The sequence below is a fragment of the Rhizobium sp. AC44/96 genome (assembly GCF_001692185.1).
Taxonomy (GTDB): Bacteria; Pseudomonadota; Alphaproteobacteria; order Rhizobiales; family Rhizobiaceae; genus Rhizobium.
In genome coordinates this window covers 516,977-532,174 of the sequence record NZ_LXKO01000001.1, presented here as the reverse complement: position 1 = coordinate 532,174, position 15,198 = coordinate 516,977, and the positions used below count along the sequence as shown (strand labels likewise).

14 protein-coding genes are annotated in these 15,198 nt (G+C 61.8%); 7 read left to right on the top strand and 7 right to left on the bottom strand.

All coding sequences use genetic code 11. The annotated features are described in order from the left end of the window. Positions 1–188: 188 nt before the first annotated feature. The 3 genes from apbC to A6U87_RS02535 all read right to left on the bottom strand — a co-directional run bounded on the left by apbC (position 189) and on the right by A6U87_RS02535 (position 3,592). The gene (apbC, locus tag A6U87_RS02545) at positions 189–1,346 is read right to left on the bottom strand and encodes an iron-sulfur cluster carrier protein ApbC (RefSeq protein WP_065690225.1); all 1,158 of its coding nucleotides are present in this window, start codon (positions 1,344–1,346) and stop codon (positions 189–191) included. Between the two features lie 528 nt (positions 1,347–1,874). After that, complete coding sequence (locus tag A6U87_RS02540) at positions 1,875–2,606, bottom strand: LuxR family transcriptional regulator (RefSeq protein ID WP_065690224.1); 732 nt, start codon at positions 2,604–2,606, stop codon at positions 1,875–1,877. A gap of 185 nt (positions 2,607–2,791) precedes the next feature. Continuing rightward, positions 2,792–3,592, bottom strand: a complete 801-nt coding sequence (locus A6U87_RS02535; protein WP_065690223.1) for an IclR family transcriptional regulator — start codon at positions 3,590–3,592, stop codon at positions 2,792–2,794. Positions 3,593–3,680: 88 nt separating this feature from the next. On the opposite strand from A6U87_RS02535, the gene A6U87_RS02530 reads away from it, so the two are divergent. From A6U87_RS02530 to A6U87_RS02510, 5 genes are all read left to right on the top strand, one after another. After that, positions 3,681–4,454, top strand: a complete 774-nt coding sequence (locus A6U87_RS02530) for an SDR family NAD(P)-dependent oxidoreductase (RefSeq protein ID WP_141683898.1) — start codon at positions 3,681–3,683, stop codon at positions 4,452–4,454. After that, the gene (locus A6U87_RS02525; protein ID WP_065689652.1) at positions 4,454–5,371 is read left to right on the top strand and encodes a 2-dehydro-3-deoxygalactonokinase; all 918 of its coding nucleotides are present in this window, start codon (positions 4,454–4,456) and stop codon (positions 5,369–5,371) included. The genes A6U87_RS02530 and A6U87_RS02525 overlap by 1 nt, the downstream gene beginning before the upstream one ends. Before the next feature lie 15 nt (positions 5,372–5,386). Next, positions 5,387–6,019, top strand: coding sequence for a 2-dehydro-3-deoxy-6-phosphogalactonate aldolase (locus A6U87_RS02520; RefSeq protein WP_065689651.1), 633 nt, complete (start codon positions 5,387–5,389; stop codon positions 6,017–6,019). 4 nt (positions 6,020–6,023) lie between these two features. Continuing rightward, complete coding sequence (locus A6U87_RS02515; RefSeq protein WP_065689650.1) at positions 6,024–6,911, top strand: SMP-30/gluconolactonase/LRE family protein; 888 nt, start codon at positions 6,024–6,026, stop codon at positions 6,909–6,911. Positions 6,912–7,166: 255 nt separating this feature from the next. Next, positions 7,167–7,781, top strand: a complete 615-nt coding sequence (locus A6U87_RS02510; RefSeq protein ID WP_065689649.1) for a PRC-barrel domain-containing protein — start codon at positions 7,167–7,169, stop codon at positions 7,779–7,781. Positions 7,782–7,838: 57 nt separating this feature from the next. Here the strand turns inward: A6U87_RS02510 and A6U87_RS02505 are convergent, their stop codons facing one another. Next, entirely contained in the window at positions 7,839–9,194 is a 1,356-nt protein-coding gene (locus tag A6U87_RS02505; RefSeq protein WP_065689648.1) for a bifunctional diguanylate cyclase/phosphodiesterase, read from the bottom strand. Positions 9,195–9,315: 121 nt separating this feature from the next. Beyond that, a complete protein-coding gene (locus tag A6U87_RS02500) occupies positions 9,316–11,034 on the bottom strand; it encodes a response regulator (RefSeq protein WP_065689647.1) in 1,719 nt (572 codons plus the stop codon). A gap of 176 nt (positions 11,035–11,210) precedes the next feature. On the opposite strand from A6U87_RS02500, the gene mutL reads away from it, so the two are divergent. Continuing rightward, positions 11,211–13,031 carry a DNA mismatch repair endonuclease MutL gene (gene mutL, locus A6U87_RS02495; protein WP_065689646.1) on the top strand — a complete coding sequence of 607 codons (1,821 nt, stop codon included), beginning with the start codon at positions 11,211–11,213 and terminating at the stop codon, positions 13,029–13,031. Positions 13,032–13,099: 68 nt separating this feature from the next. Further along, entirely contained in the window at positions 13,100–13,330 is a 231-nt protein-coding gene (locus tag A6U87_RS02490) for a DUF2093 domain-containing protein (protein WP_065689645.1), read from the top strand. 3 nt (positions 13,331–13,333) lie between these two features. Here the strand turns inward: A6U87_RS02490 and lpxK are convergent, their stop codons facing one another. Beyond that, positions 13,334–14,374 (bottom strand): tetraacyldisaccharide 4'-kinase, encoded by a 1,041-nt coding sequence (gene lpxK, locus A6U87_RS02485; protein WP_065689644.1) that lies wholly within the window; start codon positions 14,372–14,374, stop codon positions 13,334–13,336. 106 nt (positions 14,375–14,480) lie between these two features. Further along, positions 14,481–15,194, bottom strand: coding sequence for an HAD family hydrolase (locus A6U87_RS02480; RefSeq protein WP_065689643.1), 714 nt, complete (start codon positions 15,192–15,194; stop codon positions 14,481–14,483). Between the last annotated feature and the right edge of the window lie 4 nt (positions 15,195–15,198).

The window sequence follows — 15,198 nt, the reverse complement described above, 5'->3', positions numbered from 1 at the left end:
AGAGAACTCCGAACATGCAACGGTGACCCCGCGAGGAACCAGCCGCCATCAAGCATTGCCTATTGCCGCCCTCATGGCGACGGCGCGCCATATGACGGAAACCCACGGAAGAATCAAGACATCTTACGTGAACTGCGCCTTTTGATCACATTTCGCCCGCAATTTCGAGTCTAGCGCCGGCGAAGCAGTTATTCAAAGACGATGGCCGGAGCCGGTCTCGGCTGCTGCCCTCCAAGCTGCTGCCAGACCCGCGATGCGATATCGCGGTAGATGCCGGCAACGATCCCGTTGGGCTCAGAGGCGACCAGCGGCGTTCCCGCGTCAGAGGTCTCCCGGATGTTCATGGTCAAGGGCACCTCGCCGAGGAAAGGAACGCCGATGCGCTCGGCTTCCTTGCGCGCGCCGCCGTGGCCGAATATGTCATAGCGCGCACCGGTGTCGGGAGCGATGAAATAGCTCATGTTCTCGACGATCCCCAGAACGGGAACCTCGACCTTCTTGAACATGTTCAAGCCCTTGCGCGCATCGATAAGCGCCAGGTCCTGCGGCGTCGACACGATGACGGCACCGGCGAGCGGCACCTGCTGTGCCATCGTCAGCTGCGCGTCGCCGGTACCGGGCGGCATATCGACGACCAGCACGTCGAGTTCGCCCCAGGCGACTTCGCGCAGCATCTGCATCAGCGCCGACTGCACCATCGGACCGCGCCAGATCATCGCCGTTTCCTCATCGACGAGGAAGCCCATGGACATGACCTTGAGGCCGTAGTTTTCCATCGGATTGATGATGCGGCCGTCGATCTGGGTGGGGCGACCGGAAATCTTCAGCAGCCGGGGCATGGACGGACCATAGATATCCGCGTCGAGTATCCCGACTCGAAGGCCGTTCGCCTGCAGGCCGAGGGCCAGATTGACCGCCGTGGTCGACTTTCCAACGCCGCCCTTGCCCGACGCAACGGCGATGATCGCGCCGATACCGGGAACGCCGATCTTGCCGGCACGCGGCGGCTGCGCCTGCGGAGCGTGCGAGTGACCGTGCGAACCGTGAGCGCCGTGCGGGGTAGCAGCGGGCGCCTGCGGCTGGGTCGAGCCGGCCTTCTTGTCGGCCGTCAGCGCGACAAGCGCGCCCTGCACGCCGGGGATTTCCTTGATGACGCGTTCGGCGGCAAGCCGCAGCGGCTCCAGCTCCTTGGCGCGATCGGCCGGAACGGTAATCGAGAAATAGACCTTGCCATCGGAAATGAAGACATCGGAGACCATGCCGAGCTCAACGATGTTATGCTCGAGATCGGGGCCTCGAACCGTCTTGAGCGTTTCGAGAACCTGTTCCTTGGTAACGGCGGCCATTGCATCCTCATTGCCTGTTTCGGCTCTTAGATAGAGGAGAGCCGCGGCTTCGCCAAACGAAATCAGCGGGCAGGCCTGCCAGCACGCGGAATCGTGCGGCCGCAGATTGGGAAGGAGCCGTTGCGCCTCCAAGTCCGCCGGGCTTTCGCCCTGGTGACGCAACGGTCTTCTGCCAAGAACATGTAAGGGTTAGCGCACATATGCCAAAAGACCAGCAATAAAGAGCCGAAAAAGCGCCTGGGCAATATCGATGCCACCGCAGCGTAGCTCAAAAACAACAAACCGCCGCCCAATGCCGCACGCCCAAAAGGCGCCCCCGGCATCGGACGGCGGATTGTAGGTCGCGCCATTGATCCGGCGTCGTTACCAGGCCCCCTCTGGACCGCTGGATATAAAGAAGCAGAAAACGTGCCAGTTACGCAGAACAGTGGAAATACGGAGCAATCCGAAAACCTCGCCCGGGGCCGGGAGCGCGATTGCCGTCAAATTAGGCTAATTCGCGCCACCCGCCCATAATCTGAGCAAGATTCACTTGATGAGGCCGATCCGCAGCGCCTTGGCAACAGCCTGCGCCCGATTGACCGTATCCAGCTTCTTGGTGGCACGATTGAGGTAGTGATTGACCGTGTGCTCCGACAGCCCCAGGATGTCGGCGATCTCCACGCTCGTCTTGCCTGCGGCGGTCCAGTTCAGGCAGTCGATTTCGCGATCGGTCAGCGTGTCGGTCATTCGGCTATCGATCGTGCGGATCTCTGCCAGCCTGTCGTAGACATGAATGGCGATATAGTGGAGTTCCCGCATTTCTTCGGTGGTGAAGGCCTCACGATCACCGGAGAACGAGACCGCGCCGCGCGCGCCGGAAGGCTCATGGGTGGGGAAATAAGCGCACCGCATCATCCGGAAGCGCTCGAAGAGGGCCGAGACGATGCTCGACTTGCCGTCCGGCCGCTCAAGCTTTGCTGTGGATACATCGTTGAAGAACGGCGTTGTCGATGCCCGCAGCCGACGCATGACCGGGCTGTTCGAGACCAGCCGCTCGCTATCGTAGGCCGACAGCAGCTCGACTGGCCAGTTTGTGATGACGGTATTGCTTTGAAGATCACTCGCTGTCGAGTGCGGCAGGTTGAAGACCATAAAGGCACGCGCCCGGTACGCTTCCGTCACCTTTTTCAGGAAGCGGAAGATGTCAAACTGCGTATGCAGCTTGGCTATTTCGCTTACGTAGACGTCTACGGAAGCAGCTGGCGACGATGATGTCATGATTTCATTCAACTCAAATTTCAGCGTTTTCTAGGGGTAACCACGTCGTCCGCGACGTCTTTTGGCGTATCGCCGACCATGGCATGGAAGCTGATACACCCCAAGACGGGGGATTGACAGACAACAATTGTGACGATTCGTCAGAAAATCACAATACGCCGATGAATATATGAGTTCCGGCCAATTTAGCGGAAACGCCGGGGCCCCAGGGCGATGCGCATATCGGTCATGATTGCCTCAGCCGCCTCGCGAACCGGCAGGGACCATTCCGCCAGCCGCTCGAGCGTCAGGCGGTAAGCCGGACCGGTGACCGACACGCCGCCAACGAAGGAAAAGTCGTCGGACCAGAGAGGCGCGGCGACGCATCGAATGCCGACCTCGTGCTCCTCTCGATCGTAGCCGTACCCGTCGGCCCTGATGTCTTCGATCTCGGACAGAAGCGTGTCGCGTGTGTGCGTGCTTGGGGTAAAGCGCTCGAATGTCAGCTCCGCGACGACGGCGTTAAGCCGCTCTTCGGGAAGGACCGACAGCGCGACCTTGCCGACACCGGTGCAGTACACCGGCGATGCGTTGCCGATCTGCGAATACATGCGGACCGACTGACGTCCCTCAACCTTATCGAGGTAGATGACGGATGAACCGCGAAGGACACCGAGATGCACTGTCTCTCCCGTCAGTTGTTGCAGCGCGGACAAATGCGGCTCCGCGATCGCGCGAAACTCGTTTCGAGCCCAGCTGCGCGAGGCGAGGTCCAGCAGGCGAAGCCCGACGCGATAGCGCCCCTCCCCGTCGAATTCGAGCAGGCCCTCTTCGACAAGATGACCGAGCTGGCGATGCAGCGTGCCACGCGGCTGGCCGGTAGCGGCCAAGATCTCGGTGAAGCGCAAGGGGCCGTCAGCCTGGGCGATGAGATCCAGCAGCACCATCAGCTTGCCAAGGGTGCCGGTCTCCTGCCGCTGCGGGCCATCGTTGCCTGCTTTCATCATCATTCCTATGCCTTGACAGAGGCATCAACGTAATTGGATAATTCCACATAGTCAAATTAAGTTCCAAATAATGGAACATCGGGAGGAGATGATGGCACATGCTGGGGCGCAGTTTCCCGAGTTCAGGGATCGCAGCGTACTGATAACCGGCGGCGGCTCGGGCATAGGCGCGGCGATCGTCGAAGGGTTTGCGCGACAGGGCGCAAAGGTTTCGTTCATCGACATCGCCGATGCCGACGGACGCGAACTGGCGGAACGCCTCTCACGCGACAGCCTGCATCCCGTTCGTTTCCATCATGCCGACCTTCGCGACATCCCGGCCATCCGCAGCACGGTCGATGCCATCGTCGCGCACTCCGGCCCGATCGGCGTGCTGGTCAACAACGCGGCACGCGACGACCGGCATGACCTGGAAGCCGTGACCGAGGAATACTGGGACAACAATCAGGCGACCAATCTTCGCCATGTGTTCTTCACCACCCAGGCGGTTGTTCCGTCCATGCGCGCGGCTGGCGGTGGCGCCATCATCAACATGTCGTCGATCGCGTTCCTGCTGAACATGCCGGAATTCCCGGCCTACTCGACCGCCAAGGCCGGCGTTATCGGACTGACGAAGAGCCTTGCCGGCAAGCTCGGTCCGGACAATATCCGCGTCAATTGCATTCTGCCCGGCATGATCGTCACCGACCGCCAGATGAAGCTCTGGCTGACGGAAGAAGGGATCGCCCAGACCGTGCAGCGCCAGTGTATCAAAAAGATCTTGCATGCCGACGCAATCGTCGGCCCGTGTCTGTTTCTAGCATCCGACTGCGCCGCCGCCGTGAGCGCGCAGTCCCTTATTGTCGATGGAGGCATTTTCTGATGACAAACCCCGCTTACGTTGCCGTTGACTGGGGCACCAGCAGCTTTCGGCTCTGGCTGATCGGCAAGGACGGCAGCGTTCTCGGCGAAAGCCGAAGCGACGAAGGCATGACGACCGCCGCCAAGACCGGCTTTGCCGCCGTGCTTGCCGCGCACCTCGCCAAGGTCGGCGCGCCCGAAGATGTTCCGGTGATCGTCTGCGGCATGGCCGGCGCGAAGCAAGGCTGGGTGGAAGCGGGCTACATCGACGTCCCGACCTCGCTTTCGGCAATCCTCACCGGCGCCGTCTCGGTTCCCGGCCAAGATAGGGATGTGCGCATTCTGCCGGGCCTCGCCCAACGCGACAAGGCAATGCCGGATGTCATGCGTGGTGAGGAAACTCAGCTGCTCGGCGCACTCGGACCCGAAAGCAAAGGATCTCAGGCGGTCTGCATGCCGGGCACGCATTCGAAATGGGTGCATGTCCGCGACGGCCATGTCACGGGGTTCTCGAGCTTCATGACCGGCGAGCTGTTCGACGCGATCAGCAAGCATACGATCCTCGCGCATGCGGTCGCCGGCGCCGACCAGATGCCGGCCGACACGGCTGCGTTCGAGGCCGCCGTCAAGGCCGCCTTCGAGCGCCCCGCGATGGCGACCAACCTGTTCTTCACGGCGCGTTCCGGGCAGTTGCTGCACGGCCTGACGGCTGCCGGCGCGCAGGCGAAGATTTCAGGCACGCTGATCGGCATGGAGATCGCCGGCGGCCTTTCGGATGCAGGAAGCGCCGTCAACATCAGCTTGGTTGCCTCGGGCAGGCTGCAGGGTCTTTATGAAACTGCCTTCAAGACACTATCTCTATCCTACACCACCATCGATGCCGACACCGCCGTGCGCGGCGGTCTCGCGGCGGCCGCCAAGGCCATCTGGCCGAACTGAGAAAGCAAAAGAGCGATGAACCGTATTCCTTTCCCCTCCATGAAACGCCCGCTGATCGCCATTCTTCGCGGCATCAAGCCGGAAGAAACCGAAAGCGTCGTTGGCGCGCTGATCGAGAACGGCCTGACAGCGATCGAGATTCCGCTGAACTCGCCGGAACCCTTCAAGTCGATCGAGATCGCCGCCAAGATGGCGCCGGCAGATTGCCTGATCGGCGCCGGTACAGTGCTGACGACCGAAGCGGTCGACAGTCTGCATTCGGCAGGCGGCAAGCTGCTGGTGACGCCGAACGTCGAACCCGAGGTCATCATCCGCGCCCGCGAATACGGCATGGTCACCATGCCCGGCGTCTTCACCCCGACCGAGGCCCTTGCTGCCGCGCGCGCCGGCGCAACCGGGTTGAAATTCTTCCCGGCCAGCGTTCTTGGCCCATCCGGGATCACGGCGATCCGCGCCATTCTGCCGCCTGATCTCGTGATCGCCGCCGTCGGCGGTGTTTCTGACAAGAATTTCAGCGACTACACCAAGGCGGGCATCCTCGCATTCGGCCTCGGCACGAGCCTCTACAAGCCGGGCATGAGCGCGTCAGAGGTTGCCGAGCGCGCCAAGGCGACCATTTATGCCTACGACGCCGCGGTAGGAGCTTGATTGCATGACTGATATCCATGAGTTCGAAGGCAAGTCGCTTTCCAACACGAATTCGGTGTTGGGCGAAGGCCCGACCTACGACCCTGACACCAACACCGTGTGGTGGTTCAACATCCTGGGCAAGGAACTGCACGAACTGAACCTCTCCACCGAGGAGAAGAAGGTGCATACCCTGCCGATGATGGCGAGCGTGCTTGCCCGCATCGACGCCGGCCGGCAGTTGCTGGCGACCGAGCAGGGACTGTTCATCCGTGACGTGAAGACCGGTGAACTGACATTCCATGCCGACCTCGAGAGCGACAATCACGAGAACCGTTCGAACGACGGCCGCACGCATCCGTCAGGCGCTCTGTGGATCGGCACGATGAGCAAGCGCGCCGAAATGCAGGCGGGCGCGATCTATCACGTCGCAGGCGGCAAGGTGACGAAGATTTTCAGCGGGATCAGCATCCCGAATTCGATCTGCTTCTCGCCTGACGGGACGATCGGCTATTTCACCGATACCCGCCTCAGCCGGCTCATGCGCGTCATGGTCGACCCGCGGACGGGCCTTCCGACCGGCGAGCCGATTGTCCTCGTGGACACGATGGACGAGCAGGGCGGCATCGATGGCTCCGTGGTGGACGCAGACGGCTACATCTGGAATGCCCGCTGGGGCGCCGGCGTGGTCGATCGCTACAGCCCGGACGGGCTGCGCATCGCGCGTTACAAGGTTCCCGCCGCCCAACCCTCCTGCCCTGCCTTCATCGGCCCCAATGCCGACCGGCTTGCCGTGACAACCGCATGGGAAGGATTGGACGAGGACACGCGCGCGGCACAACCGCAAGCTGGTTCCCTTCTCGAGCTGGGCGTCACCGTCAAGGGCATTTTCGACCCAGCCTACGTGGTGTAAAACAGCTCGAAAAACAGCGTTGTCACAGGGCGTCCACCACGGGCGCCCTATTTCTTTTCCGGCCGCCGCGACATGGATCCGAGGCCGCAATCGCCGGAAAGTTCCGTAAAAAACATGAAATTTTTGCGCGTCTTTTTCGGGAACCAATAGCCAACCCATTCATTTCAATAGGGAACCGGCCAGGCAGAAGCACCACATAAGAATGGCGCTGTCAGGCTAGAGATCACTCAACGAATGAAAAAAGGTAGGTTCGAAATGACACGCAAACTTCTGACGACCGTTGCCGCTGGCGCCCTGTTTGCCACGGCTTTCGCACCGGTAGCATTCTCCCAGAGTGCGACCCAGCCGGCGACGCCGGGGGCGCCTGCCACACAATCAGCGCCTGTAGATCCGGCCGCACCGCCGAAGGCACCGGATGCCATGACGCCATCGGGTAGCGCGGCTCAGACAACGGCTCCCGCAGCAACAACCGATACCGCGCAGGCTGGCGGCGATGCATATCTGACCGAGCAGGCTCAGGACCAGGTGAGCGCCAACACGTATATTGGTCAGCCGGTCTATAACGGCCAGAACGAAAGCATCGGCAACGTCAACGACCTGATCATGAAGAAGGATGGCGGCCTCGTTGCCGCGGTGATCGGTGTCGGCGGATTCCTCGGGATCGGCGAGAAGAATGTCGCCGTTCCGATGGACAAGGTCACCGTGGCCCAAAACACCGACGACGGCAGCGTCAAGCTGACAACATCGGAAACCGCGGAGTCCCTGAAGGCTGCGCCTGAATTCAAGACGCTGAAGATGCTGTCAGCCGAAAAGGCTCCGGCCCCGGGTGCAACAGACACTACGGCAACCGGTTCGACAACGAACAACTAAGATACTGCGCAGTGAGTACAGCGTAACCGGTGGCGTCCGAAAGGGCGCCATCGGTCTTTATGCGCTGACGCGCTCGGCGTCGTAATAGTTCTCGTGCAGGAAGCGCAAGGTGGCGATACTGTCCGCCGGCTTTCCGAAGTGGTAGCCCTGCCCCATGCCGCAGCCGAGCAATCGCAGCTTTGCGGCCTCGGAATAGTCCTCGATTCCTTCCGCCACGACCTCCAGGTCGAGCCCTTCGCACATGGTCAGGATCGCCTTGATGATGTGTTCGGACGCGCGATCGGAATTGATGCGCGATACGAAGGCGCGATCGATCTTGATCTTGTCGAACATGAAGTCGCGCAGACGCCCCAGGCTCGACTGACCGGTTCCGAAGTCGTCCAGCGAGATGCGCACGCCGGCCTGTCGCAGGTCGGCAATGATCCGATTGGCAGTGTCGGCAGAGCCCATCACCGCGGTCTCGGTGATCTCGAGCTCGAGCCGATGCGGGTCAAGACCGACGCGGCCGAGAATGGAAAGCACGCTGCTGCTCGTGCCCGGATCCATAAGCTGTGCCGAGGAAAGGTTGAAGGACAGAAACAGCTCGCGCGGCCAGGAGAGCGCTGCTTCCGCCGCCTTTCTCAACAGGGCCTCGGACAGCGCATCGATAAAGCCGCGCTCTTCGGCCAGCGGGACGAAAACGGCAGGCGAGACGAAACCGAGATCCGGGTCGTTCCAGCGCGCCAGTGCCTCGAAACCAACGACCTGGCTGTTCGCCAGCGACACGATCGGCTGGAAATGCACGTCGATCGCATCGGAGATGATGGCATTGCGCAGCGCCTGTTCGAGCTGCGTCGTGCGCTTCATTTCCTGCGCGATCTCGCGCGAGTAGACGGTGATCTGGCCGCGACCGCGGCGCTTCGAGCGGTAGAGCGCCGTCTCGGCACTGAGCAGCAGCTCTTCATAGGCTTCGCCCGCGAAGGGATAGATGGCAAACCCAAAGGACGCCGAGAGACGGACGTTGCGGTCACCAAGATCATAAGGGGCCGACAGCACCTCCCGGATCATTTGCCCGAACTTCTCGGCACTTGCCCGTTCGAAGATGAGCGGCAGGACGAAGGCGAACTCGTCGCCATCATGACGCGTCACCAAGGCGCCATCGGGAATGCAGGCCTTCAGGCGGTGTGCAACCTGGCACAGGATTTCGTCGCCGGCGCTGGAGCCGAACAGGTCGTTGATCGGTTTGAAAGAGTCGAGATTGGCGATGCCGATGGTAAAGGGCGCGGGGTCACTGGCGCGCTCGGCCGAGATCTGCGCGATACGGTCGCGCATGCGATAGCGGTTTCCAAGGCCGGTCAGCGAATCCGTATACGCCATCGTCTGAAGTTCGTTCTGGCTTACGGGCACCAAAGGCATATCAGCCAGCATCATCATTCCGACCCAGGACCTTGCAATACCACGGAGAATGGCGAGCAAGTCTTAAAAATTCGATATTAGGACACCCTCATCCAGCCCCTCCCTTATCCCCAGATTTTGGGAGTTGACCGGGATCGGGCTACCCGCTGGCCTGCGTAAACGCCTTTGCCAGATGATTTTGGAAAACCGTCTCCAGAATATCGGGGCTGACCGGCTTCATGATCACATCATTCATGCCCGCCTTCGTGCACTCGGCACGATCGCGCTCGAAGGCTTGCGTCAACACGCCGACTATCGGAGTGGTGGAGCCTGTTCCTTCTTCCATCTGCCGGATCATCCGGGCCGCCTCGAAGCCATTGAGCCCAGGCAGCGAGATGTCCATCAGGACAATCTTCGGCTTATGCTCGGTCCACAACCGCACGGCCTCGTCGCCGCTGGCGGCGATCAGGTAGCGATAGCCAAGACCTTCGAGGATCTGGGAGAAGACGATCTGATTGATATCATTGTCTTCGGCAACAAGGACGTCGAGCGAGCGCACCTCCTCGACGGTGGTGATTTCCCAGTCTGTGTCGATCGGGTCGAGCTGCACACCGCGCTTGTTGCGGTTGAAGTGCCGCGCGATCTGGAACGTCAGTTCATTGGCGAGCTGAAAGCCGTCCATGACAAGCGACGGGATACCGTGCTGATCGGCCAGTTCCAGGCATCGCATGCCCATCTGGTTGTCGATGATGAGCAGGTCGAGGGCGATACCCTCCTGCCCCGCAAGCTCCAGGAAATGCTCTTGCTCGTCCTCGCCGCGCACCGAGCAGGCTTCGAAGCCGTATTTCGCCAGCATCCGCAGCGCCGCCGTTTCGGCAGCGATATCGGCCGTAACCACCAGGATCTTGCGGCCGGAAAAGTTCTCCGGGACGATCGCCTCCATCGCCGCGGGCTCGCGACGCTCGGTGCTCGCCGTCATCGGTACATAGGCTCTGCGATAGGAATTCTTGCTCGATGTGGTTACCGCGGAGGCGAGCTCGAACTCATCAAGATCGGCGCCGTCCCGCGGCAGATCCTGCATCGTCGCCACCAGGAAATAGCGACCCGGCTTTCCGATGCGATGCTTGCGCGTGACGATATCGCGCTCGGCGCCGTCGCGGGAAACCTGCCGCTGGCGCGAGATCGACATCTCGCCCGTTTCGAGCACATGCCGGTCACTTTCCTCGAAGCGCTCGGCGATCTCGGGCGAAAACAGATCCGAGCTCTTGCGCCCCAGCACTTCGTCGACGCTCGACTGATACTTCTCGCAGAACGCGATGTTGACCGCGACGTAGTTGAGATTGCGATCCTTGACGAAGAGCGGGAACGGCAGATTGTCGAGAATATCCTCGGTCAGCTGCACCCGTTCGAGATCGAGCCGCCACTGCTCTTCGCGCTTCTTGTCTTCCGAGATGTCCGAGATGACGCAGACACCAAAGCCGCTCGCCAGGCGCCGCTTCTGGAAGCGGATCCAGCAATCGCTGGCCTGTTCGACGGACTCGAAGCGTTCGCGCCAATGCGAGGCGATCTTCTGGGACAGCCAGTCTTCGCGGTTGAGCGCGCTCTTCTTTCCGGCGGATTGGTTGCGGATGCCGGTGTCGTAGATCGCGCCGAGAAAATCGCGAAGCCGCGTGCCGGGCTTCAGCATCGTCGCTGCAATCGGAAAGAAATCCAGCACCTGACGGCTGGCGAAGACCAGGTGGTCTGTCTTGTCGTAGACAATGAACGCGGAGGAAAGGCTCTCGCAAACCGCGTCGAATAGCGCTGTCTGCAGGCTGGCTTCAGCCGGCCCTTCGCCATTCATAGATGATGTGTCCGCTTTTTCGAAGCCGGCACCCATTCTTACGCGTCCCACATCTGTCCGATTGCAAGTATTCTTCGGAGGCAAGTGGCAAAATGCCAGCTTTGTCTTAAGGTGCGCTTAACATTAAGCAGTGGAATATTAGGGGCCGTACAAGCATTGCCGGCTGCGCTTTCGCCCTTCCCTAAGGCCTGCGAATCCGCGAAAATAAGCGCATGGCCATCAGACAGCTTTCCGAGACGCTCATCAACCAGATCGCCGCCGGCGAAGTCATCGAACGACCGGCAAGTGCTGCGAAGGAACTGATCGAGAATGCGCTCGATGCGGGCGCGACGCGCATCGAAATCGCAACCTCCGGCGGCGGCAAGAGCCTGCTGCGGGTGTCCGACAACGGCTCCGGCATGGATGTCACCGATCTCGAGCTTGCCGTCCGGCGGCATTGCACCTCGAAGATCTCGGACACGCTCGACGATATCCGCACGCTCGGCTTCCGCGGCGAGGCCTTGCCTTCGATTGGATCGGTGGCGCGCCTCAGCATTTCCAGCCGCCGCAAGGATAGCGCCGGCGGCAGCGAGATCGCGGTTGCCGGCGGCAAGCTCCTGCATCTGCGCCCGTCCGCATCGAACCCCGGCACCATCGTCGAGGTCCGCGATCTGTTCTTCGCGACGCCTGCAAGACTGAAGTTCCTGAAGACGGAAAAGGCCGAGGCGGCCGCGATCACCGAGATCGTCAAGCGGATGGCAATCGCCTTCCCCGGCGTACGCTTCGTGCTCTCCGGCACGGACCGGACGACGCTGGAATTCCCGGCGACGGGCGACGACCATCTTGCGCGCATGGCGCAGATCCTCGGCAAGGAATTCCGCGACAACGCCATCGAGATCGATGCCGAGCGCGAAGATGTGACGCTGACCGGTTTTGCCGGCGTACCGACATTCAATCGCGGAAACTCGGCGCATCAATACGCCTTCGTCAACGGCCGCCCGGTTCAGGACAAGCTCATCCTCTCGGCCATCCGGGGTGCCTATGCGGAAACCATTCCGTCGGGGCGGTATCCGGTCGCGGTCCTTTCCATCACGATCGATCCCGCATTGGTCGACGTCAACGTTCACCCCGCCAAGTCTGATGTGCGCTTCCGCGATCCGCAACTGGTGCGCGGCCTGATCGTCGGCGCCATCCGCGAGGCCCTTGCCCGCGACGGTAGCCGGGCAGCGACGACCGGCGCAGACGGGATGCTTCGATCCTTCCGGCCCGGTTTCCAGCCGAATGGCTATCGGCCCCAGCCGTGGACGCCGGAGACCTCCCCTTCCCGACCTTACCAGCCACCGGCCAGCGATAGCCGTTTCAGCGAACGGCCGCAGGCCTCGTTCGACGGTCTGGTATCGCCCACCGCACGTGCCGAAGCACCGGCACCCATTTCACAGCCCCCAACACCGATTGAAGCCGAGGCACCGTCCCGCTTCCCGCTGGGTGCCGCCCGCGCGCAGATCCACGAGAACTACATTGTCGCGCAGACCGACGACGGCCTGGTGATCGTCGACCAGCACGCGGCGCACGAACGGCTGGTATTCGAGGCGATGCGCAAGGCGCTGCATTCGAAGCGGCTCGCTTCCCAGGTTCTGCTCATCCCTGAAATCATCGACCTGCCGGAAGAGGATTGCGATCGGCTCATGCAGTTTTCCGCCGAGCTGGGCGAGCTTGGGCTGGCAATTGAGCGTTTCGGTCCCGGTGCGATCGCTGTTCGCGAGACGCCGGCGATGCTCGGCGAAGTGGATGCCACCGGCCTCATTCGCCAGCTCGCCGACGAGATCGCGGAATGGGACACGGCTTCCGGCCTTTCTGCAAAGCTCGAATATGTTGCGGCGACCATGGCCTGCCACGGGTCCGTGCGCTCGGGCCGGCGCCTGCGGCCGGAGGAAATGAACGCCTTGCTGCGTCAAATGGAAGTGACCCCCGGCTCCGGCCAGTGCAATCACGGACGCCCGACCTATATCGAACTGAAGCTGTCCGATATCGAGCGCCTGTTCGGCAGGAGCTGAAAAATGCTGGCAATGCCGGCGGCGGCGGAGTATGGCAGGGAAACAACCAGCCGCAAGGAACGGAGCGTATGAATTTGTTTGAAGGACATGGAAACCGCGAGGCGCAGATACGGTATCTCGATGCGGATTTTCAGATCCTGTCGCCAGGTTCCTATGTCGTCTGTGCCATATCGGGCAAGCAGATCCCGCTTGACGAGTTGCGCTATTGGAGTGTTGCCCGGCAGGAGCCCTATGCCGATGCCATGACGTCCCTGGAAGCGGATAAGCGCGCCGGCGTCCTGCCGAACCAGAAGCGCTGAGCCTCAGCTTTTCGTCTTTTCCCTGAGCCGCCGCGTACGGCAGGCTTCGAGCGCGCGCTCGATGATGAGATCAGGCGCCCGATGATCGGCAAAGGCCATCTCGACCTCGATGACCCTGCATCGCGCGGCCAATTGCTCGGCCTTGCCGTGATGGCCGGCCAGCCGCACGAAATCCTTCGACGTCGTCACGATCAGAAGATCCTCGCGATCGGCGGTTGACAGGATATCGTCAATCTCGTCGTCCGTCAGGTGCTCGTGATCTCCGAAGGAGCGCCGCACCACGATCTCGGCACTCACGGATTCCACTGTCCTGAAGAACTTGGCGGGATCGGCAATACCGGCGAAGGCAAGAACGCGGCGCCCGGCCAGATCAGCGCCGTCAGACACCTTCAAGGCAGCCGTAAAGTAAGGCTTGGCGGCGCGGGCCGCGATGCGGACGATGGTATCGGCAGCCGTGCCGGTGCCGACCTTGAGCAGCGCGGTCGCGTAGCTCAATTGCTGGCGGATCGGCGCGCGCACCGGGCCGCCCGGCACGATATGGCCGTTGCCAAGGCCACGCGTTGCATCGATCACCAGTAGGGCATAGTCGATCGCCAGCCGCGCGCTCTGAAAGCCGTCATCCATGATGATCAGGTCCGCGCCCTCCTTGACGAGGCGCTGCGCACCTTCGACGCGGCGGCGGGAAATGACCGTCATCGCCTCGCGAGCGAGAAGCAGCGGCTCATCGCCGACGGCAACGGCGCGGTGATGCGCGGGATCGACCACGGTGGTCACGTCGAGCGAGCCGCCATAGCCCCTGCTGAGAAAGCCGGGCTTCAGGCCCTTTGCCTTCGCAGCACGAGCGATCGTCAGCGCCGTTGGCGTCTTTCCGGCGCCGCCGACGGTGAAATTGCCAACGCAAATGACCGGGATCGGTACGGAGGCGCGCTTGGCATGCGCCATGCGATAACCGGCGATGCGACCGTAAAGGAAGGAAACAGGATAGAGTGTCCAGGCGCGCCAATCGGCCTTCGTCCACCAAAACGGCGGCGCTTCGGATACCATTCTTCCCGTCCTGCCTTTCGGACCGCAGGCCGGTAGCCGGCGGCTCTCATCCTCAACCGGGCGAAAAGAGAAGGCAATTTTCAAGAAAAAGCAAGCCTTTGGTCAATCAGGCGAGCTGGAGATCGGGCAACAGCCCCTCAAGCTCGGTGATGTCATTGAGGCAATAGTCGGACGCCGCAGCGAGCGACTCGCGCGATCCGGTGCCCGTCAGCACGGCCACGGACAGGCCGGCACCGGCATTGCGCCCCATGTGGAGATCGTGATTGTTGTCGCCGACGACGGCAACCTCGGAAGGATGAAGACCCGTCGCCTCGCAGAAGCCGAGAACCATGCCGGGCTCCGGCTTGGTGCCGAAACCGCTGTCATAGCCCGCAACATAATCCACGAACTCGGCAAAACCGAAGCGCAGCGCCGTCTGCCGGATCGACCGTTCATTATCGCTGGACGCAATGCCGAGGCGAAAACCGCGCGCGTGAAGACGAGCGAAGAAGCCGGCAAGGTCCGTCACCGGAACAGAGAACTCGGCCGCATTCGAGAAGAGCTCATCGAGCTGAACCGTGAGAGCCACAACGTCGATCGGGGAGCCGGCAGCGACAAGACCGTCGGCGATCTGGCGCGTGTTACCGGCGGCGAGCAGGCTGTCTGGAACGATGTGGCCGGTCACCGGGTCCATGCCGCACGCCAGCAACAGGCGATCGGCTAGGTCCGGGTCGTCGTTGGATGCAATACGCGCAAGCTCGCGATTTACCGGCAGCCAGCTCTCGTCATAGTCGAGAAGCGTGCCGTCCTTGTCGAAGAGGATGCCCTTGATCGCTCGCATGTCA